This is a genomic window from Parapusillimonas sp. JC17 (assembly GCF_052180245.1).
GTDB lineage: Bacteria > Pseudomonadota > Gammaproteobacteria > Burkholderiales > Burkholderiaceae_B > Parapusillimonas.
On the sequence record NZ_CP197474.1, the window covers coordinates 3,287,511 to 3,306,750 of the forward strand.

Here is a 19,240-nt window from a genome sequence, read left to right on the forward strand (position 1 = left end):
AGGCATACGAATGGATAGCTTTTGGGCTCATTACGGCAAGCGCAGCTTCGACGTTCTTTTTGCCGGAGCATTGATCGTCCTGCTATGGCCGGTCATGCTCTGCGTCGCTTTGCTCGTGCGCAGCAAGCTAGGGTCACCAGTGTTGTTCAAGCAGCAGCGCCTAGGCAAAGATACGAAAGAATTCCTGCTGTTCAAATTTCGTTCAATGAGCGATGACCGCGATGCCGACGGCCGCCCATTACCTGATGAAGAACGGCTAGGCCGATTCGGTGCACTATTACGCAGCACCAGTCTTGACGAACTGCCTCAAATCATCAATGTGCTCAAAGGCGAGATGAGCCTCATCGGCCCAAGAGCGATGCTGCCTGACTATAAAGAATTGTTGCTGGAGCGCTATCCTGAACGCTTCAAGGTACTGCCGGGCATTACAAGCCTACCTGCCATCAGAGGTCGGAACACCCTGCCCTGGGACAGGAAGTTCTCAATGGACGTCGAGTATGTCGAACGCTTCGGGTTCTCCATGGACGTCCACATTTTTCTTCATACCATTCCCGTGGTGCTCGGCCGTAAGGGAATATCCATGCCGGGGGTCGCCACCGCGACGCGCTACGACGATGAGGTTAGAAAATCATCCGAGGCCGACCAAGGCAAGGCCCGTGAATAAGCTTCCGAATCCGTATATACGCGCGATCCAACGGTCTGGACAAGTAACGTAACGTTTAGAGGACGAAAATGAGCAAGATGCCCAAGAACACCCCGCGCATGATATTTGGCCTATACGGAACCGGTGGCTTTGCACGCGAGGTTATACCCCTCGTTGCAGAATACGTCTCCGCCACGGTCCAAACCGCCCGTAAGGACGCAAGCCAAATATTCTTTGTGGAAACGACGCCGACGAAAACTGAAATCAATGGCTATCCGGTGATCTCCGAAGAGGCGTTTTTCAACATGGCGTGTGAAGAGAAGTTTTTCAACATTGCAATCGCCGACTCCAAAGTGAGAGAACGTATTGCCGATCAATGCATGGAAAAAGGAGTCAGGCCCATGTCTCTGCAATCTTCACGGTCCCTGATGTACGACCGGAACGAAGTAGGTAACGGAGCCATCATCTGCGCCCACAGCACCATAACCTCGAACGCCAGGATTGGTAAGTTCTTCCACTCCAACCTGTATTCGTATGTCGCGCACGATTGCGTCATCGGCGACTATGTAACGTTCGCGCCGAATGTCCATTGCAATGGAAATATTCATATTCAAGACCACGCCTATATAGGAACCGGCGCAATCATTAAACAAGGCACCTCCGACCGGCCCTTGGTCATAGGAGAGGGCGCCATCGTAGGTATGGGCGCGGTGGTCACAAAAAACGTATCGCCTTACACCACAGTCATAGGAAATCCTGCCAGGCCTCATAGCAAAGAATAGGCAAAAAACAGGTGCTGCAAGCAGCGCCACTATGGCTTTCAGCTTAGAACGGACGACCGCTACCCTGGCAAGCGGAATCCGGCGAATATGTAGCGGACCGCTTACGCCCGACGAAAGGACGGAATCATGCTCGAGACCTCGTTTTCTCCCTGGCCCAGCTTCACTGACGAAGAGGCCGACGCAGTGCGCGACGTCATTCTATCGAACAAGGTGAACTACTGGACAGGCCGGGAGGGCCGTCGATTCGAACAAGAGTTCGCAGCATGGGCGGGATGCGAGTATGCCGTGGCGCTGGCAAACGGCACGCTGGCATTGGACGCAGCCCTGAAAGCGCTTGACATCGGCCCCGGGGACGAAGTGATCGTCACGCCGCGCAGCTTCATCGCGTCGGTATCAACAGTCGTCAATGCCGGGGCAGTGCCGGTTTTCGCCGATATTGACCGCGACTCGCAGAACATCACCGCGGACACCATTCGCGCTGTGATGACACCACGTACTCGCGCGATCATCTGCGTGCATCTGGCAGGCTGGCCGTGCGATATGGACCCCATCATGGCATTGGCCGAAGAAAACGGACTTTGGGTCATAGAAGACTGCGCGCAAGCGCACGGGGCACAATACAAGGGCCGCTCGGTCGGCTCCATCGGCCACATAGGCGCATGGTCGTTCTGCCAGGACAAGATCATGACCACAGGGGGCGAAGGCGGCATGATCACGACTCGCGACCGAATGCTTTGGTCAAGAATCTGGGCCTTCAAGGACCACGGAAAAGCCTGGGAAGCTGTCTATGAGCGAGAACATGCACCCGGCTTTCGATGGCTACACGAAAGCTTCGGCACCAACTGGCGCATGCTTGAAACACAAGCCGTCCTCGGGCGGATTCAACTTCGCCGCATGGAGCAATGGCAAACGAAACGCCAGGAGTATGCAAGTCGCATTTGGGACGCCGCCAGAGCCGTGCCAGGATTGCGCGTTCCCACCTTGCCATCGTCCATCCGCCACGCGGGCTATAGGTGTTATGTCTTCGTCCAGCCAGACCCGCTCAGGCCGGACTGGAATCGGGATCAGATTCTTGGGGAAATCATGGCACGCGGCGTGCCCTGCTATTCCGGCTCGTGCTCTGAAATCTACCTGGAAAAGGCGTTCGACGACACCGGCTGGCGCCCAAAAGAGCGCTTGCCTGTCAGCAAGGAGCTCGGTGAAACCTCGCTGGCGTTCCTGGTGCATCCGACGCTGAGCGATGGGGAGATCGAAAGAACCTGCACCGCGCTGACGGAAATCTCGGCGCTGTCTGCCGCTTGGTGAATTACTAATCGTGAAGCCCGCTGCTTTCGTACATATTCAATACTCGCCAAGCAAGATCGGATGCTCAAGCAATTGAAGCTCAAGGGCGAGTTTGGCAAGCACGTCGCAACCTTGATGACTGGAACGTTCATCGCTCAGGTGTTGCCCATTGCGATCAGCCCGGTTCTTACCCGGATCTACAGCCCCGCGGATTTCGGCGTGTATGCGCTATACATGGCTATAACGACGGTTGTCAGCGTTGTCGCTTCGGGCAGGTATGAACTGGCGATCATGTTGCCAGATGATAATCATGACTCGGGCAATATTATGGCTTTATCGGCCGCTATCGCCCTGGCAACCGGCATAGGGCTGTGGATCATGGCTTTTTTAAACAACCATGAAATTGCTGAATTCCTGGACAGTCCGTCAATGGCCACATGGATACTGTTATTGCCGGTCAGCATAATGCTCACCGCTTTCTATCAAATTCTAAGCTACTGGAACAACAGGAACACGCGCTTCAAGCAACTCTCTTTAAGCCGAGTCGCACACGGCACCACGTCGGTTTCAGTTCAGTGCGGTTTGGGCTATGGCTTGAATTCTTCTGGAGGCTTGATTCTAGGTAATATTGTCGGACAGATTTTTGCTCTGCTTTATCTGGCACGAGTCAATGCTCGATCAATAAAGGACATTACGCCGTTTGTGTCCGTTGCAGCCATAAGAAAAAACGCGAAGCACTATAAGAAATTTCCCTTGATTTCAAGCTGGGGCACCCTGTTGGATAACGGAGCCTTGCAAATGCCGCTGTTCATCATAGCGAAGGTCTTCGGCGCCGGCGTTACAGGACTGTTCAGCTTTTCTTTCAAAGTGTTGACCGTGCCCCTATTTTTGATATCCGGCGCAATTTCCCAAGTGTTATTTCAAAAGGTCGCAGAGATTCATAACAACGACCCCGCTCATTTGCGTATTTATATACTACGAATACTTCTGGTGCTCATCTGCATCGCCGTTCCATTCACCCTCGTCTTCAGCGCATTTGGAACGGTTATTTTTTCAATTATTTTTGGCGAAGACTGGGCGCAAGCAGGTGAATTTGCCGAAACGCTGGTAATAGCGGCCGGCGTCCGCTTTATCGTGAGCCCCTTAAGCGTCGTGCTCAGCCTGAATCACAACATCGCAAAAGGAAGTGCCTGGCAAATAACTTACTTCTTCACATTAACCACCGTTTTGATTTTGTGTTCAGGCTCAACCATTGAATATTTTCTTAAAGCGCTCGTCATACATGAAGTGGTCCTTTACGGACTGTATTTATTTTTGATCTTGAAGGCGACGAAATATTCACCAGGGCATGGCACTGTACAGAAGAATGAGGTTTCTTTAACCGTATTGAATCAAAACCGATAGATCTGCTCGCGCACCCTCCATATCGGTCGATCGTAGTGCTCAAATACCCAAGGAAGATATCCATGTGTGGCATAACCGGTGGTTGGTGGGCGACAGCACCAAAGAATCTAGACGAGAAATTCAGATCGTCACTGAACAAACTGAAGAACAGGGGGCCTAACGATCTTGGTTCTCAGTGTTATCGAGACTCTCGAGGCACCGTCATGCTTGGGCACACGAGGCTTTCGATCATAGACTTGACTGCGGCAGGGCATCAACCCATGTTATCGAAGGATCAGCGATTCAGCATTGTCTTCAACGGCGAGATCTACAACTATCGAGAGCTGCGCAAAGAGTTGGCTACGCTGGGCCATTCCTTCTCTTCGGACTCGGACACCGAAGTTCTGCTGGCAGCCTGGCAAGAGTGGGATGTAGGCAGCCTGGAGCGCCTGGAGGGCATGTTCGCCTTTGTCGTATACGACACCATAAGAAATACGCTGAGCTGTGTTCGTGATGCGTTCGGAATCAAACCGCTTTTCTACGACATACAGCAACACCGCTTCTTGTTTTCCTCAGAGCAGGCCGCACTTTTAAGCCTGCGTGAAGAGAAATCAAAGGCGAATTGGCAGCGCTGTCACGATTATCTGGTGCACAGCGATTACGATAGCCAGCAACATACGTTCATCGATGGTGTAGAACATCTATTGCCAGGCCATTGGCTTGAGGTTCATTTGCCAAACCCTTCCGTTTCCAGACAGCAATGCTGGTGGCGACCGGAACTCCGCCCGCCTTCAGACCTTACTTTTGCGCAGGCCGCAGAAGCCATACGGGAGCAGTTTCTTCACAACATACGCTTGCATCTGCGCAGCGATGTACCACTCGGAGCGGCCTTGTCCGGCGGCGTGGACTCGTCAGCAGTCGTGTGCGCCATGCGACATGTTCAGCCTGATATGCCAATCAATACATTCACGTTCGTAGCTGATAATTTCGCAAAATCAGAGGAGCGATGGGCGGATCAGATCAATCACTTTACCGGTGCCCATGAACACAAGATCAGTGCGACCGGTGAAGACCTTGCCCGGGATCTGGACAACTTGATCAAAGCTCAAGGAGAGCCGTTCGGAAGCACGGCCATTTATGCTCATTATCGCGTCTGTCAATTGACCCGCGACCGGGGCGTGACAGTGACGCTCGAAGGGCATGGCGGGGATGAACTATTAGCCGGATATACAGGATATCCAGGATATCGCCTACTGAGCCTGCTGGAACAGGGTAACTTGCTTGAAGCACAACGATTTACGAGAAACTGGGCGCGCTGGCCCGACCGGCAATATGTTCACGTTTGGCAGCAACTTGCTGCTGCGGCACTCCCAGATCCGATGTACCGGATCGCACGCAGGACTTCAGGCCGCAGGACCCCCACATGGCTGAACGTGGACATTATGGCCGAAGCAGGAGTACGGCCATTGCTGGGCCGAACCGTGAAAGCCAAAATGGGTAAGGGACGGCGGGTCACAGAGCATCTGGTCAGTACGCTGCAGTCACAAAACCTGCCGAGCATGCTTCGACACAGCGACCGCAGTTCCATGCATTTCTCTGTAGAGAGTCGCGTACCATTTTTGACACTGCCATTGGCAAACCTGCTGTTGTCCATGCCAGAACATTATCTGATCTCCGTCAATGGGGAAACGAAAAGCGTGTTTCGTGCGGCCATGCGTGGAATCGTTCCCGATGAAGCGTTGAACCGCAGAGACAAAATCGGATTCTCCACACCTGAGAAGGTATGGCTATTCGAGATTGCCCATAAAGTACGCGATTGGTTACAGGCTAGCGAACGCATACCTTTCCTGGACAGGAGAGCCTTGCTGGACAGCTTCGATTCGGTCGTCGCTGGTAGAACTCCCTTTACCTGGCAGATCTGGCGGTGGATCAACTTCATCAGATGGTACGAAACATTCGAACTGGAGTGAACTCAGGCGCGGCCCTAATCGTATTAGGACTTGTCCGTTCCGCCTACCGTCGACAACTTAGGGCTTCTGTCTTATTTCCTAATTCCAACCGTCCTTCTACGATCCAGAGTGCAGCGTATCAAGACGTTATATCGGCCCGATTGGATACGGTCAAAACAGACTGAAACACAGTCAAGCAATAAAAATAACTTTGAGAGGGAACGAATGGCCAGTACCGCCCCTACCAGCCGGCCCACGATGATTGCGGCGCATGCCCAGCCATTCAGCCTAAGAGATCGCCTGCTGGCGCTCCCGCGCGCCCAGAAGCGCATGCTGCAGATCACGGTGGACATCGTCCTGATATGGAGCACTCTGTGGCTGGCATTCTATCTGCGGCTGGATGGCGCGGAATTGATCGAGCCTTTCGGCGGACACGCTTGGCTCTTTCTGCTTGCCCAGCTGCTTACGCTGCCCTTGTTCGTACGATTCGGGCTTTATCGGGCCGTGATGCGCTACGTCGGCTATCAAGCCCTCATGAGCATCGCTTGCGCGATCACGATATCGGCGTTGCTTCTGGCGCTGGCCATCTATCTTTACAACGATCCGCCCGCCCTGATCCCCCGCTCGGTGGTTGTCATTTACTGGGTATGCAGTCTGTTGTTCATAGGCGGGCTTCGCTTGTTGATGCGACAGTATTTCAGCAAGAGCCCGCTGCTCAAACTACCCGCCCAGGTACTGAGCCGCCACATGAAAGGCAGCTCCGCCCCGCAGACCAAAGTGGCGATCTACGGGGCGGGAGCGGCCGGCAATCAGTTGCTTTCCGCCTTGCGCTTCAGCCACAGGATGGTCCCCGTCGCCTTCATCGACGATAACATCGAACTGAAAGGACAAAAGATAGCCGGCCTCCCGGTGTATGAGCCTAACGACCTGACCCGGCTGATCCGGGATACCGGCACACAGGAAGTGCTGCTGGCCCTGCCCTCGGCATCACGAGCACGGCGCAATAAGATCATCACTATCCTGGCCCCCTATCCGCTGCTGGTGCGTACAGTGCCCGGCATCATGGACCTGGCCAGCGGTCAGGTCAGCGTGGACGATTTGCGCGAAGTGGACATTGGCGACCTGCTCGGGCGCGACCCCGTCCTTCCGAACACCGCCCTGTTCGAGCGCTGCATACGCAAGCAAGTCGTGATGGTTACGGGCGCGGGCGGGTCGATTGGTTCGGAATTGTGCCGCCAGATCGCTCGCAGCGAGCCTCAGACGCTCATTCTTTTTGAGCAATCAGAATTCGCCCTGTATCGCATCCAAAGCGAGTTCGACGCCTATCTTCGCAGCACGGGCCTGACGATGCAGCTTGTGCCCATACTGGGTTCGGTGCGCAATCAAGGGCTCTTGTTCAACGTCATGTCCTTGTGGCGGGTCGATACTGTTTATCATGCGGCCGCGTACAAGCACGTTCCAATGGTGGAGCGCAACAACGCGGAAGGCATCATCAACAACACCTTCGGTACGCTATATTCGGCCCAGGCAGCGCTTCAGGCGGGCGTCAGTAACTTCGTCCTCATATCAACCGATAAAGCCGTACGGCCGACAAACATCATGGGCTGCACCAAGCGTATCGCCGAACTGGTGCTTCAGGCTCTGTCGGCTCAGGTCAGTCCACGGCTGTATGGCGACACGAGCAATCTGCCGGTGCGCAACCGCACGCGCTTTACGATGGTGCGCTTCGGCAACGTGCTTGGTTCGTCCGGTTCCGTGATTCCTCTGTTCAAGAAGCAGATCCGTGCGGGTGGCCCAGTCACCGTCACACACCGCAACATTACACGGTACTTCATGACGATTCCGGAAGCGGCGCAGCTCGTGATACAGGCGGGCGCGATGGGCGAAGGCGGAGATGTCTTTGTGCTGGACATGGGAGAGCCGATAAAAATTGCCCAGCTTGCCGAGAAAATGATTTCTCTGTCGGGTCTCAGCGTGCGTTCGGACGACAACCCGGATGGCGACATCGCCATTGAATTCACCGGCTTGCGGCCGGGCGAAAAACTGTACGAAGAGCTATTGATCGGCGGCAACGTTACCGTAACGGAGCACCCCATGATCATGCGCGCCAATGAAACGCGGCTGGACTGGGAAGCGCTCAAGGCGGCCTTGTTCGAACTGGCTGTCGCCGTCAAGGACGACAACCATCCCCGCATCAGCGCGCTGCTCAAGAGCCTGGTTGATGGCTATACCCCGGACAAGGAGATCGTCGATTGGATCTACCGGCAGCACGCAAGTGGCAAGCATGAATCCGCCGCTCATCCTGACGCCGTCGCCGTCGTATTTCAGTCGGCTTATGACGATGAGGCCATGGATGTTGGTGTGAAGCGCCATGAGGCGTGGGGTCAGACCCCATACGGGGTCTGACCCCGTCTGCCCGCGGTATGGAGACAGACCCCGTACGGGGTACGACCTGGAGGCGTGGGGACAGACCCCGTATGGGGTCTGTCCCCTCTCCCCGTTCATCCTCGCTTGCCCGGCGCGATGCCGTCCCACCATTGCCGGGCCGAGTTCTTGATCATGGACAGCGCGTCCGGATCTCTTTGCCATAGCGCGGAAAGATATGCCTTGGCTTGCGAACCCGTGATGTGGGGAGGAATGGGCGGCACGTTCGGATCGGTCATCACTTCCACTACCGTGGGCATATCGGCCCGCAGAGCCTCGTCCCAGGCGCCGCCGACATCGCCGGGACGGTCCACCCGGATTCCATTGAGTCCAATGAGCCTGGCGTACTCGGCATAGGCGAAATCCGGGAGCACTTGCGATGCTTCGAACTTGGGGTCTCCCTGCAGTGCGCGCTGCTCCCAGGTCACCTGATTCAGGTCGCCATTGTTCAGGACCAGCACGGTCAGCCTGGGATTTTCCCATTGTCGCCAAAGCCTGGCAATCGTGATCAAACCGTTGAGCCCGTTCATCTGCATGGCGCCATCCCCCACCAGCGCAATGACGTCCCGACCAGGGTGGGCGAGCTTGGCGGCAATCGCGTAAGGCACTGCCGGCCCCATGGTTGCCAGCCCGCCCGATAGCGAAGCCATCATGCCGCGCCTCATCTTCAGGTCACGCGCATACCAATTGGCGGCGGATCCCGAGTCGCAAGTGATTATGCAATCGTCCGGCAGGCGCGGCGAAAGCTCCCAGAATACGCGTTGGGGGTTGACCGGATCCGCATCGCTCATGGCACGCGCTTCAAGCACGCTCCACCAGCGCGCCACATTGTCTTCAACGCGCTGGCGCCAGTCTTGGTCTTTCTTTGGCTCCAGCAGCGGCAGCAGCGCGCGCAGCGTCTCGCGACTGTCTCCGACCAGGTCCATCTCCATGGGGTAACGCAGATTGAGCCGGCGCGGGTCGATGTCTATCTGGATGCCGCGCGCCTGGCCCTCTTCGGGCAGAAACTCGGAATAGGGAAAGCTGGAGCCCACCATCAGCAGCGTGTCGCACTCCGTCATCAGGTCCCAGCTCGGCTTGGTGCCCAACAAGCCGATGGAGCCGGTGACGAAAGGCAGGTCATCCGGCAAGGCCGCTTTCCCGAGCAATGCCTTGGCAACACCGGCCCCCAGCCGTTGCGCCACTTCGATCACTTCGTCGGTAGTGTGCAGGGCCCCCGCGCCCACCAGCATGGCGACCTTGCTTCCCGCATTCAGGATGTCTGCGGCCCGCTGCAATTCGTCCTGAGCCGGGGCTATCCGCATGGCGGGCCGACCGATGCCAATGCCGCTATGGACGGTGCCATGCTTGCGCGGCGGCGCCTCCACCGCATCCAGTTCCTGCAGGTCGTTGGGAAGAATGATGCAGGTCACCGCCCGCTGATCACGCGCTATGCGCATTGCCCGGTCCACCAAGTGGCGCACCTGCTCGGGCGTGACAGCCATGTGCACGAACTCGTGTGCGACATCCTTGAAAAGGCTCACCAGATCCACTTCCTGCTGATAGTCCCCACCCAGCGCCGCGCGCGCCTGCTGGCCTACGATGGCCACCACCGGCTGGTGGTCCAGCTTGGCGTCATACAGTCCATTGAGCAAGTGGATGGCGCCAGGGCCGGATGTGGCAAGGCACACACCGACCTCGCCGGTGAACTTGGCATGGCCGCAGGCCATGAACGCCGAAAGCTCTTCATGCCTGGATTGGACGAACTCCAGGTCCATGCCGCTTTTCTGGATGCGGCCGAGCGCTCCCATGATGCCGTTGATGCCATCGCCCGGATATCCGAATATGCGGCGCACGCCCCAGGCATGCAGCCGCTTGAGCAGGAAATCGCTGACGGAATCTCCCATCATGATTCTCCAATCTTGATCAAGGGCAGTCCCGAGGCGGGGTCGAACTCGCGCTTCAGATACGCCGGCGAGTCGGTCAGCACCACTTCGAGCGTAGGCCTGGTGGCTGCCCACAGCAGATGTCCGCCGCGCACGCTGCCATCGCGCCTGCCCAGGACGACATGAGCGTGCAGCTTCGCGTCCGGCCCTTGCAGTGCAATATCGCCGACCAGTGAAAGCACTTCGACCTGTTCGTCGATCTCGATGCGTTCATATTCTTTGGTGTCCCAATTGAAATACCCCAACGTGGCGCTGCTGAAAGCGCCGATGGCGGTAATGCGGCTCGCGGTCAGGCTGTGCTCGTTGGCAAATGCCTCTAGCGTCGAAACGACTTCGTCGCCGGCATCCAGGACGAGCGCAAAACTGCGCTCGCCCACGTCGTTGAGTAGTTTTGCACGCATGTAGCGACTCCCTCTGAAATTCCGGATACAAAGAAAAAAGCCGGCAGCGACCGATGCTTCGAAGCCGGCAATCATCCATTTACCGCTGTGCCGAGATCACGCCGCAGGCTACCCTCGCCCCCCCGCCTCCCAATGGCTTGGGGCTGTCGGAGTGGTTGTCGCCTCCGTGATGGATCATCAACGAACGTCCCGATATATCCGACAGCTTTTTGAGGCGCGGCGCCAGGACGGGGTTGGTGGAGGCGCCATTGCTGTCCACATAGATTGCGGGCAGGTCGCCGATGTGCCCGTCTCCCCATGGGGCGCCGTGCTTTCCCGTTTTTTCCGGATCGAAGTGGTCGCCCGCCCCACCGGCCGCAACTGGCTTGCCATCCTTCGTCGCAGGTTTGCAACTGGGGTTCTCATGGATGTGGAAGCCGTGGACTCCCGGCTCCAGCCCTTTGAGCTGCGGGGTAAAGACCAATCCGTAGGCCGATTCGGATATGGATACCGAGCCAATGGCTTCGGCTGTCCCCTGAGCGTTCACCGCATGCATTTGCACGGTGGTGTCGGCCAGCGCCGCATTCGCCAACATGGCGCTCGCCGATAAGGCAATAAGAAAGTGATGTCGCATCGCGCCCTCCGCGTTGTGTAGTCAGGTTGCCAAGGCGGAACGGTTCCGTCCGCCGGCTGCGTCGCCAGCAAGTGCCGGGCCAATGACAATCTGGCGGAGGGGTCAGGCCCCGTACGGGGCCTGACCCCTCGGTGCGATGCTCAAATATTCCTGCGCGATTCTTTCGGCCAGCGCATGCAGGCCTTGCGCGCATGCGGCTTCATTTTCGGGCGGCATGGCGGCGCTGAGATGTGCGCTGGCCAGGCTGCCGATCAGGCGCTGGTCGCCGGGCAGCAGGATGGGCACCGCCACACCCATGACCATGGGTGTGATCTGACCGCGGCTGGTGGCGTAGCCAATACGCCGTATCCTCGACATCTTGTGCCGGAACTCGTCCCAATTCTGCCCGAGTCCGGCTTGCTTGATTGCCTGCTCGTTTCTTAGATAAGTCTGGCGTATCCGATGCTGCGATAGATAAGCCAGCATGGCCAGCGACGCCGCCCCCTGAAAGAGAGAAAAAGGAATGCCCCGCGCCCGCAGTATGACCACGTGCTGGTTCCCATGCTGCAACACGTCCGGGCCGACCTTGTATATGCACAGCACCTTGTCCTGGTACAGGTTATGCAGAAGCAAGGCATTGTTGTCGCATTCCTGGCCGTCCAATACGGCGGCACCCGCCCGATACAAAGGATCCGTCAGGGCCAGCATGCGCTCCAGTTCGACAATGCGTGGCCCCAGGCTGTATGCCGCTCCGGTCGTGGCCGCGATCAATCCCGCCGCGCTGAGCTCCTTGATATAGCGATATGCGGTGGAACGCGTGTATCCCAGACGCGACGCAATGTCCTCCGCTGTCAGCACGGGGGTATCGATCGTGAATAGCGCCAGTATTTCCAATGCGCGGGATAGGCTGGAGCCGGCCTCTTTTTCTTTATTCATCATGCGCGGATTGTATCGCCTGGAGCTCGGACGGCGAGAAAGCCCGTCAAGGGTGCTATATCAATAATCCCATATTACAGGATTATTGATAAAGCCTGAATAGTAGGATAATATTCAATACAATCAACCAGATCATCCATGACCACACGCAAACTCACCGGCCGCATATCCGCCGACGCCATTCGTCATATGGAGCTTCCCAGGCTCTCGCCGCAGATACTGCAGCGCTACGCACGCCTAAGCGATCTCACCGGCGTGCTGTCCGACGCCATGGACCAGCTAAGGCTGCGTGGTGCAATCCCCGCCTCCATCTTGATGCCCAACCTTCCTCAGGCGCGCCTCGTCGGCCAGGCCGTAACCGTCCGGAACGTCGAGCGCGACGAAGATCCCTGGACATGCGCTGGCACCGGCGTCGGCAAGATGGCCGAGCACGAAGCCTACAACCTGGCCGACCCGGGCGACGTCGTCGTCATAGAAGGCTTGATGGGCGTATCCAATATGGGCGGCCAGTCCGCCACTGTCGCGCACAGGGCGAGATGCGCTGGCGCCATCATCGACGGATCCTTCCGTGATCCCGGCGCTTCCCGGGAACTTGGATTTCCAATCTGGGCGAAAGGGGTTACACCCATTACAGGAAAGTGGCGCCTGAAAACCGTCGAGATCAATGGCCCCGTCCGGATATCCGGCATAACCGTCCAGGCGGGCGACCTGGTCGCCGCGGACGAGGCGGGGGTGGTCTTCGTTCCCTATGAACATGCCGAGCAGGTTCTGGCGGAAGCGGAAAGAATCGACGCCGGCGACACGCGGCAAAAGACAGATATAGCGGCCGGCATCGACCTGGCCACGCTTGCGGCAACCAAATACAAATGATCCCGGCGCAGAAATGAACATAGAAACGAACGTGGCAATACATACCGTCGTGCAGGCCGCCGACATCCTCGGCGAGGTCCCGCTGTGGTGCGACCGCAGCCGCCGCCTCTGGTGGATAGACGTGCGCCGCCCGGCGCTGCAGTATTACGAGCCTTCCACAGGGAAACATGCAGCCTTGCGCCTTCATCCCGATCTGATAACCGGCGCAATCGCCCTGCACGAGTCGGGCGGTTTCGTGTTGGCGGCGCAAACGGGCTTCCATCATTACGACCCCGCCAGCGGCAAGCCGGCGACATTCATCGTCAACCCCGAACAAGACAAGCCAGGCATGCGCCTCAACGATGGAAAGTGCGATCGACGCGGCCGTTTCTGGTGCGGCAGCATGCATGACACGCGCCGCGAACCTCTGGGCACGCTCTACCGGCTCGACCCCGATCTCAGCTGCCACAGCATGCTAAGCGACTTCGTGCTGCCCAATGCGATTTCCTGGAGCCCCGACGACAAGACCATGTATTTCGCCGATACGCACCGCCAGGTGATATGGGCCTTCGACTACGACATCGATGATGGCGCCATTTCCAATCGCCGCGTCTTCAAAGACTGGACCCACCAGGCCGGTCGGCCCGACGGAGCGACGGTGGATGCGGAAGGCTATATCTGGAATTGCATGGTTGCCACCGGCCATCTCATGCGCCTCGCGCCCGACGGCCGCGTGGATCGCTGTATCCAGTTGCCCGTCACGAATCCCACATGTCCGGCATTCGGCGGAGATGATCTGCGAACGCTCTACATCACTACCCATTCGCAACGATTCACACCGGAGCAGCAGGCCAGAGAACCGCTTGCAGGCGCGCTGCTGTCATTGGATGTGGGCGTCCGTGGGCTTCCGGAGCCCAGATTCGCATCTCGATGACGACGCAACATTGCTGAACCCACATAATAAACAGGAGATAACCATGCTGAAAAAACTTGCCCTTTGCGCCGCTCTGGTTGGCGCGCTAGGCCATGCCACCACCGGCTTTGCCGCGGAAACGGTAAGAATGATCGTGCCATTTTCCGCGGGCGGCCCCACCGATTTGATCGCGCGCATCATTGCGCCCAGCCTGGGCGAGAAGCTCGGCAAGACCGTGGTCGTCGAAAACAAGGGCGGTGCAGGCGGAACCATCGGAGCACACCTGGTCGCCGAAGCGCCGCCAGACGGCAACACCATCCTGCTTTCCACTTCCAGCCTGATCCTGTCCACCGGAACCCGCAGCAATCTGCCCTATGACCCGCGAACGGCGCTCAAAGCGGTGTACCTGTTGGGCGAAGTGCAAACCATGGTGGCGGTGTCTCCCAAACTCGGCGTCGACACCCTGGACGAGCTCATCAAGAAAGCGAAATCCACTCCCAACGGCCTGAACTACGGATCCACGGGAGTAGGCGGGACGATGCACGTGGGCGCCGAACTGCTGCGCAAGGCGGCCGACATTCCCTTGACTCATGTCCCCTATCGCGGTGCGGCCCCTGCCCTCGTCGCGCTCATCGCGGGCGACGTCGACCTGGTCAATGCCGATGTGCCCGTTCTTCAGCCTTATATCAAGGAAGGCCGCATCAAAGGGCTGGTCATCTACGACACGACGCGCTCCGCCTTGCTTCCTGATGTTCCCACCGCCAAAGAGGCAGGCATGCCCGCACTGCAAATGACGAACTGGTACGGCATCCTTGTCCCGTCCAAGACGCCGGATGCGGCTCGCAACGCCCTGGAGTCCGCCTTGGCCAAGGTCGTGCGCGAACCCGATATCGCCGATAAACTGGCGAAAGCCGGCTTCACCAACCCTCAGGGAGCCCAGGCATTCCAGGCCCGGCTGGACCAGGACTTTGCCCAATGGCTGCCATGGCTCAAGGAAGCAAACATCCATACAGATTGATCTTTGCATGAACACAAAAAAGCTTCTACAGATTGGCCCATTGCCCCGGGGCCTGGAACAACGGCTCGGGCAACGGTACGATTTGCACCCTCTCTGGACGGAGCCGGACCGCGCCCGCTTTCTGGAAAACAGCAAGGGGCGCTTTGCCGGCGGTGTCACCATGTCCCGGCACGGCTGCCCGGCAGACATATTTTCCCTTCTGCAAGGCACAGTTGTTGCGTGCTTCGGCGTCGGATACGAAGGACTCGACCTGGAGGCCGCCAAACACCACGATGTGCAGGTCAGCACAACGCCCAATGTCTTGAATGACTGTGTGGCCGATTGCGCATTTGCGCTCGTACTGTCGGTGGCGCGCCGCATCGTGGCCGCTGACAGATTCGTGCAAAAGGGGCGGTGGCCGACGGAAGCCTTCGGGCTCGGCACACGCGTCAGCGGCAAGAAACTGGGCATCGTCGGGCTTGGCCGCATAGGCCGAGCCATCGCTCTTCGCGCCGGCGGTTTCGGCATGGATGTGCGTTACCATGGTCCCCGCCCTCGGCCAGACGCCACTTACCCATTCGAACCGGATCTGATCTCGCTGGCGAACTGGGCGGACTTCCTGGTTGTGGCCTGCCCAGGCGGCGACCGTACTCGTAACCTGGTCTCGGCCGACGTCCTGCGGGCGCTTGGCGCCGAAGGCTATCTGATCAACATCGCGCGGGGAAGCATCGTCGACGAAGAAGCCCTGTTGCAGGCGATCGTGAACCAGTCCATCGCCGGCGCCGGTCTCGACGTCTACCAGCATGAACCCCACGTCCCCCCGCAGTTGCTGGACAACGACCGTGTCGTGCTATTGCCGCACATCGCCGCCGGCACCCGCGAAACACGGGCCGAGATGGAAAAGCTCGTCGAAGACAATCTCGAGTCGTTCTTCCGCAGCGGCAAGGTCCTGACCCCTCCGGGTTGAGCCCAGGCGCCGCAAGCCATACCGCTTTCCTTTTATCGATACCCCTAGCATGATATTCGAACACCGCACCTACACCGTGGCGCACGGCAAAATGGACAGCTATCTTGAGCGCTACGAAAAGTACGCCCTGCCGCTACAGAAGAAACATCTTGGACGCCTCCTGGGTTTCTTCGTCAGCGAGATCGGGCCGCTGAACCAAGTCCTGCATATCTGGGTCTATGACGATATGGCCGATCGCGAGCGACGACGCGCCGCCCTCGACGCCGATCCGGCCTGGCACGAGTTCAAGAAGATGAACGTGGGAACCTTTGTCGCTCAGGAAGTTAGAATCATGCGTGATGCCCGCTTCTGCCCTCATCACGTTTAGAGGGGTCGGACCCCGTACGGGGTCTGACCCCTCCCCCTGAAACCTTTTGACGCTTTTTCGCTGCTTTGCCTAACCGTTCTGAAACTTTTCCTGGGCGACAATAGGACATCTGTACGAGATCAGAAAGGTGCTTCCATGAAACGAATATTGCTGGCTGGGGCCGCCATGCTGGCCATGTTGACTTCCGGCGCCGCCATGGCGCGGGGTGGCGTGGACGTGAATATTTCCATAGGCGTTCCCGGAGTGATCTACACGCAACCCGATTATTACTATCCGCCCGTGCGCTACGTAGAGCGACCGCGCGTGGTGGTGGTGCCCGAACGCATCTACCAGCCCGTCCCGGTATATAGATCCGACCGCTATTACCGGAAGGACTTCCGCGGGCCGAAACACTACCATAAGCATCATAAAGGCCATCACAAGCATCATCACCGTCACGGCCGCTGATCAGGGCTTACCGTATGGGAGACCGTCGTCTTCGGCCCGCAAGTCGCAGGGGCCAAAAAAAACGATTACGAGCCACGCGCCAGGGAGATGCTGGAAATCACCGGCCTGTCGGGCTTTCTGGATCATCTGCCCGTCCAGCTGTCGGGCGGCATGCGCCAACGGGTCGGCATCGCCCGTGTCCTGACGCTGGGCTCCCAGGTCCTGCTGATGGATGAGCCTTTCGGTGCGCTGGACGCCCAAACCCGGCTCACCATGCAGGAATTGCTGCTGTCCGTGTAGAGCAAGCTGCGCACGACCGTACTGTTCGTCACGCACGACATCGACGAAGCCATTCTGCTGGCTGATACCATCTACGTCATGACCGCCCGCCCCGGCCGCATACACACCCGCATCGACGTGCCGATCGACCGTCCCCGAACGATCGAAGACACCACGACCAAGGCGTTCAACGAGCTGAAGCGCGAGATCCTGAAGCAGATCCGGCACTAACGCATGCCGGCGTCCCATACCATAGGAGCAGATCATGTCGAATCCCCGCATTCCTTACCGCTTTTCCACACGGCGCCCCGCGCTGGTCGCGCCCGAGGCGGGACGCATCATGGTGCATCTCGTGGTCAACGTAGAGAACTGGCGCTTTGACCAAGCCATGCCGCGCACCATCATTACTCCGCCCCACGGCAAGGAAACGATACCCGACGTTCCCAACTTCAGTTGGGTCGATTACGGAATGCGGGCCGGCTTGCCCCGGATCCTGGACGCCATCGCACAACGGGGCTTGCCTGCCTCCACCAGCTTCAATGCCAGCGTCATCGATGCCTACCCCGCCGCCGCGGAAGCGATGCTGGAAGCAGGCTGGGAGTTCATCGGACACGGCATGCATCAAAAGTCGCTGAATGCCGGCGACGATGAAGCGGAAACCATCTTTCAATCGCTGGAGAGAATCCAGGCATTCACCGGTACCCGCCCTCGGGGCTGGCTGAGCCCGGGCCTGCGCGAAACCCACGAGACGCCGGAGCTCCTTGTAGAGGCGGGCGTGGAATACGTCTTCGACTGGGTGGTGGACGACCTGCCGAACTGGATGCAGGTCAAACGCGGCAGCCTGCTGCAGATGCCCTACAACCTCGAACTGAACGACTCCATCATCTACGCCATCGAAAAGCACTCGTCGGAGGAATTCCTGCTGCGTCTTCAGCGCACCCTGAGCCTATTCGAGCGCGAATCGGAAGAGCAGCCGCGGGTACTGGCCCTGGGCCTGCATCCGCACCTCATCGGCGTGCCGCACCGTTTTGGCTATTTCGAGGAAATGCTGGACCTTCTCCTGAGAAGCCAGCATGTCTGCTTCATGACGGGCGGCCAGATCGCGGACTGGTATCGCGTGCAGGAACCCGCTCTTGAACCCAGTCTCTGATCGCGAGGTAGACATGCCATACGCACAGACCGGTGATGAAGACGACTGCGGGGTCGACTTCGGGGTCAGACCCCATAGGGGTCTGACCCCAGTCCAAGCGAGCGCCTGAAAGCTTTGGGGTCAGACCCCCCGTCCATAAAGCTTTGGGGTCAGACCCCGTACGGGGTCTGACCCCTCCCCCACGCTAGCAGACCATGGGATACATCGCCCCGTCCATCGCCACCAGCGCGCCATTGACATAGCTTGCCCGCTCGGAGGCCAGGAACAGCGTGGTGTTGGCAACCTCGTCGGGACGGGCCAGGCGGCCCAGGGGCAAGCGCTGCTCCATTGACTTGAGCACGTCGTCCGTCGACTTGCCGGACCGTTCCGCCTCGGCATCCAGCGAACCTTGCACCCTGCCGGTGAGGGTCGAACCCGGATTGATGGCATTGACGCGTATGCCTTGGCCTCCGAAAGCGTTGGCCAGGCCGGACGAGACCAGCATCAGCGCCGCGTTCGCCGCCCCGCCTGGAAGATGGATGGGCTTGGGCACCTTGCCGCCAGTACCGATGATGTTGACGATCGCGCCCTTGCCCCGCTCGGCCATGCGCTTGATGACGGCGTCCATGGCATTGATGTAGGGAAAATATTTGGCGTCCATGGCGTCGCGCCAGGCCTGGGGCGTCAGGGAAGCGGGAGGATAGCGCTTGGCCGCGCCGGCCGAGTTCACCAGGATGTCGATCGCCCCCAGTTCGCGGCTCACGGCCTCGACGGCTGCCTGGGCGGCGTCGGCCTGACTCAGATTGGCCTGCTGCGTCATGACTTGATGACCCTCTTTTTCCAGCTCGCGCCTGGCCGCCTCGAGGTTCTCGGCGCTACGCGAGACGATCGCGACCCGCGCCCCTTCGCGCGCGAAAGCATGAGCGCAGGCAAGTCCGATGCCCTTGCTGCCGCCAGTGATGAGGACCACCTTGCCATTCAATTCCAGATCCAT

19 protein-coding genes and 1 pseudogene are annotated in these 19,240 nt (G+C 58.5%); 15 read left to right on the plus strand and 5 right to left on the minus strand.

Annotated features, from left to right (window positions below; genetic code table 11):
* Nucleotides 1–10: 10 nt before the first annotated feature.
* The 6 genes from ACSBPU_RS15845 to ACSBPU_RS15870 all read left to right on the plus strand — a co-directional run bounded on the left by ACSBPU_RS15845 (nucleotide 11) and on the right by ACSBPU_RS15870 (nucleotide 8,447).
* Nucleotides 11–664: a sugar transferase gene (locus ACSBPU_RS15845; protein ID WP_442592949.1), complete on the plus strand. Its 654-nt coding sequence runs from the start codon at nucleotides 11–13 to the stop codon at nucleotides 662–664.
* A gap of 68 nt (nucleotides 665–732) precedes the next feature.
* Nucleotides 733–1,425, plus strand: coding sequence for an acetyltransferase (locus ACSBPU_RS15850; RefSeq protein WP_442592950.1), 693 nt, complete (start codon nucleotides 733–735; stop codon nucleotides 1,423–1,425).
* 126 nt (nucleotides 1,426–1,551) lie between these two features.
* Nucleotides 1,552–2,730, plus strand: a complete 1,179-nt coding sequence (locus ACSBPU_RS15855) for a DegT/DnrJ/EryC1/StrS family aminotransferase (RefSeq protein ID WP_442592951.1) — start codon at nucleotides 1,552–1,554, stop codon at nucleotides 2,728–2,730.
* A 60-nt stretch (nucleotides 2,731–2,790) separates the two neighbouring features.
* Nucleotides 2,791–4,113: an oligosaccharide flippase family protein gene (locus ACSBPU_RS15860; RefSeq protein WP_442592952.1), complete on the plus strand. Its 1,323-nt coding sequence runs from the start codon at nucleotides 2,791–2,793 to the stop codon at nucleotides 4,111–4,113.
* 62 nt (nucleotides 4,114–4,175) lie between these two features.
* Nucleotides 4,176–6,062: an asparagine synthase (glutamine-hydrolyzing) gene (gene asnB / locus ACSBPU_RS15865; protein ID WP_442592953.1), complete on the plus strand. Its 1,887-nt coding sequence runs from the start codon at nucleotides 4,176–4,178 to the stop codon at nucleotides 6,060–6,062.
* 204 nt (nucleotides 6,063–6,266) lie between these two features.
* Nucleotides 6,267–8,447: a polysaccharide biosynthesis protein gene (locus ACSBPU_RS15870; RefSeq protein WP_442592954.1), complete on the plus strand. Its 2,181-nt coding sequence runs from the start codon at nucleotides 6,267–6,269 to the stop codon at nucleotides 8,445–8,447.
* A gap of 95 nt (nucleotides 8,448–8,542) precedes the next feature.
* Here ACSBPU_RS15870 and ACSBPU_RS15875 read toward each other — a convergent pair whose 3' ends face one another.
* The 4 genes from ACSBPU_RS15875 to ACSBPU_RS15890 form a co-directional block, all read right to left on the minus strand.
* A complete protein-coding gene (locus ACSBPU_RS15875) occupies nucleotides 8,543–10,351 on the minus strand; it encodes a thiamine pyrophosphate-requiring protein (protein WP_442598380.1) in 1,809 nt (602 codons plus the stop codon).
* Entirely contained in the window at nucleotides 10,351–10,791 is a 441-nt protein-coding gene (locus ACSBPU_RS15880; protein ID WP_180071513.1) for a PCC domain-containing protein, read from the minus strand. Before ACSBPU_RS15880 ends, ACSBPU_RS15875 begins: the two co-directional genes overlap by 1 nt.
* A gap of 79 nt (nucleotides 10,792–10,870) precedes the next feature.
* The gene (gene sodC / locus ACSBPU_RS15885) at nucleotides 10,871–11,404 is read right to left on the minus strand and encodes a superoxide dismutase [Cu-Zn] SodC (RefSeq protein ID WP_442592955.1); all 534 of its coding nucleotides are present in this window, start codon (nucleotides 11,402–11,404) and stop codon (nucleotides 10,871–10,873) included.
* 102 nt (nucleotides 11,405–11,506) lie between these two features.
* Nucleotides 11,507–12,322 (minus strand): IclR family transcriptional regulator, encoded by an 816-nt coding sequence (locus tag ACSBPU_RS15890; protein ID WP_442592956.1) that lies wholly within the window; start codon nucleotides 12,320–12,322, stop codon nucleotides 11,507–11,509.
* Nucleotides 12,323–12,457: 135 nt separating this feature from the next.
* Between ACSBPU_RS15890 and ACSBPU_RS15895 the strand changes: the two genes are divergently transcribed.
* The 9 genes and pseudogenes from ACSBPU_RS15895 to ACSBPU_RS15935 all read left to right on the plus strand — a co-directional run bounded on the left by ACSBPU_RS15895 (nucleotide 12,458) and on the right by ACSBPU_RS15935 (nucleotide 18,267).
* Nucleotides 12,458–13,189 carry an RraA family protein gene (locus ACSBPU_RS15895; RefSeq protein ID WP_442592957.1) on the plus strand — a complete coding sequence of 244 codons (732 nt, stop codon included), beginning with the start codon at nucleotides 12,458–12,460 and terminating at the stop codon, nucleotides 13,187–13,189.
* A 13-nt stretch (nucleotides 13,190–13,202) separates the two neighbouring features.
* Nucleotides 13,203–14,102 (plus strand): SMP-30/gluconolactonase/LRE family protein, encoded by a 900-nt coding sequence (locus ACSBPU_RS15900; protein WP_442592958.1) that lies wholly within the window; start codon nucleotides 13,203–13,205, stop codon nucleotides 14,100–14,102.
* A gap of 43 nt (nucleotides 14,103–14,145) precedes the next feature.
* A complete protein-coding gene (locus tag ACSBPU_RS15905; RefSeq protein WP_442592960.1) occupies nucleotides 14,146–15,099 on the plus strand; it encodes a Bug family tripartite tricarboxylate transporter substrate binding protein in 954 nt (317 codons plus the stop codon).
* Nucleotides 15,100–15,106: 7 nt separating this feature from the next.
* Nucleotides 15,107–16,045 (plus strand): 2-hydroxyacid dehydrogenase, encoded by a 939-nt coding sequence (locus ACSBPU_RS15910; protein WP_442592961.1) that lies wholly within the window; start codon nucleotides 15,107–15,109, stop codon nucleotides 16,043–16,045.
* Between the two features lie 49 nt (nucleotides 16,046–16,094).
* Entirely contained in the window at nucleotides 16,095–16,412 is a 318-nt protein-coding gene (locus ACSBPU_RS15915) for an NIPSNAP family protein (RefSeq protein ID WP_442592962.1), read from the plus strand.
* A gap of 135 nt (nucleotides 16,413–16,547) precedes the next feature.
* Nucleotides 16,548–16,859, plus strand: a complete 312-nt coding sequence (locus ACSBPU_RS15920) for a virulence factor (RefSeq protein WP_442592963.1) — start codon at nucleotides 16,548–16,550, stop codon at nucleotides 16,857–16,859.
* Nucleotides 16,860–16,940: 81 nt separating this feature from the next.
* Nucleotides 16,941–17,138: pseudogene (locus ACSBPU_RS15925) on the plus strand (ATP-binding cassette domain-containing protein); the annotation flags it as partial.
* 78 nt (nucleotides 17,139–17,216) lie between these two features.
* Nucleotides 17,217–17,348 (plus strand): hypothetical protein, encoded by a 132-nt coding sequence (locus ACSBPU_RS15930; RefSeq protein WP_442592964.1) that lies wholly within the window; start codon nucleotides 17,217–17,219, stop codon nucleotides 17,346–17,348.
* A gap of 34 nt (nucleotides 17,349–17,382) precedes the next feature.
* A complete protein-coding gene (locus tag ACSBPU_RS15935) occupies nucleotides 17,383–18,267 on the plus strand; it encodes a polysaccharide deacetylase family protein (protein WP_442592965.1) in 885 nt (294 codons plus the stop codon).
* 184 nt (nucleotides 18,268–18,451) lie between these two features.
* Here the strand turns inward: ACSBPU_RS15935 and ACSBPU_RS15940 are convergent, their stop codons facing one another.
* On the minus strand, nucleotides 18,452–19,240 hold the full coding sequence (locus tag ACSBPU_RS15940) for an SDR family oxidoreductase (RefSeq protein ID WP_442592966.1): 789 nt from the start codon (nucleotides 19,238–19,240) through the stop codon (nucleotides 18,452–18,454).

Bases quoted from the DNA above. Each gene is read 5' to 3' on its own strand.
- ACSBPU_RS15935 (WP_442592965.1), top strand. From the start codon at position 17,383: ATGTCGAATCCCCGCATTCCTTACCGCTTTTCCACACGGCGCCCCGCG.
- ACSBPU_RS15870 (WP_442592954.1), top strand. From the start codon at position 6,267: ATGGCCAGTACCGCCCCTACCAGCCGGCCCACGATGATTGCGGCGCAT.
- ACSBPU_RS15845 (WP_442592949.1), top strand. From the start codon at position 11: ATGGATAGCTTTTGGGCTCATTACGGCAAGCGCAGCTTCGACGTTCTT.
- ACSBPU_RS15920 (WP_442592963.1), top strand. From the start codon at position 16,548: ATGAAACGAATATTGCTGGCTGGGGCCGCCATGCTGGCCATGTTGACT.
- ACSBPU_RS15875 (WP_442598380.1), bottom strand. From the start codon at position 10,351: ATGGGAGATTCCGTCAGCGATTTCCTGCTCAAGCGGCTGCATGCCTGG.
- ACSBPU_RS15895 (WP_442592957.1), top strand. From the start codon at position 12,458: ATGACCACACGCAAACTCACCGGCCGCATATCCGCCGACGCCATTCGT.
- ACSBPU_RS15880 (WP_180071513.1), bottom strand. From the start codon at position 10,791: ATGCGTGCAAAACTACTCAACGACGTGGGCGAGCGCAGTTTTGCGCTC.
- ACSBPU_RS15860 (WP_442592952.1), top strand. From the start codon at position 2,791: ATGCTCAAGCAATTGAAGCTCAAGGGCGAGTTTGGCAAGCACGTCGCA.
- ACSBPU_RS15910 (WP_442592961.1), top strand. From the start codon at position 15,107: ATGAACACAAAAAAGCTTCTACAGATTGGCCCATTGCCCCGGGGCCTG.
- ACSBPU_RS15930 (WP_442592964.1), top strand. From the start codon at position 17,217: ATGACCGCCCGCCCCGGCCGCATACACACCCGCATCGACGTGCCGATC.
- ACSBPU_RS15940 (WP_442592966.1), bottom strand. From the start codon at position 19,240: ATGGATCTGGAATTGAATGGCAAGGTGGTCCTCATCACTGGCGGCAGC.
- ACSBPU_RS15900 (WP_442592958.1), top strand. From the start codon at position 13,203: ATGAACATAGAAACGAACGTGGCAATACATACCGTCGTGCAGGCCGCC.
- asnB (WP_442592953.1), top strand. From the start codon at position 4,176: ATGTGTGGCATAACCGGTGGTTGGTGGGCGACAGCACCAAAGAATCTA.
- ACSBPU_RS15850 (WP_442592950.1), top strand. From the start codon at position 733: ATGAGCAAGATGCCCAAGAACACCCCGCGCATGATATTTGGCCTATAC.
- sodC (WP_442592955.1), bottom strand. From the start codon at position 11,404: ATGCGACATCACTTTCTTATTGCCTTATCGGCGAGCGCCATGTTGGCG.
- ACSBPU_RS15905 (WP_442592960.1), top strand. From the start codon at position 14,146: ATGCTGAAAAAACTTGCCCTTTGCGCCGCTCTGGTTGGCGCGCTAGGC.
- ACSBPU_RS15855 (WP_442592951.1), top strand. From the start codon at position 1,552: ATGCTCGAGACCTCGTTTTCTCCCTGGCCCAGCTTCACTGACGAAGAG.
- ACSBPU_RS15890 (WP_442592956.1), bottom strand. From the start codon at position 12,322: ATGATGAATAAAGAAAAAGAGGCCGGCTCCAGCCTATCCCGCGCATTG.
- ACSBPU_RS15915 (WP_442592962.1), top strand. From the start codon at position 16,095: ATGATATTCGAACACCGCACCTACACCGTGGCGCACGGCAAAATGGAC.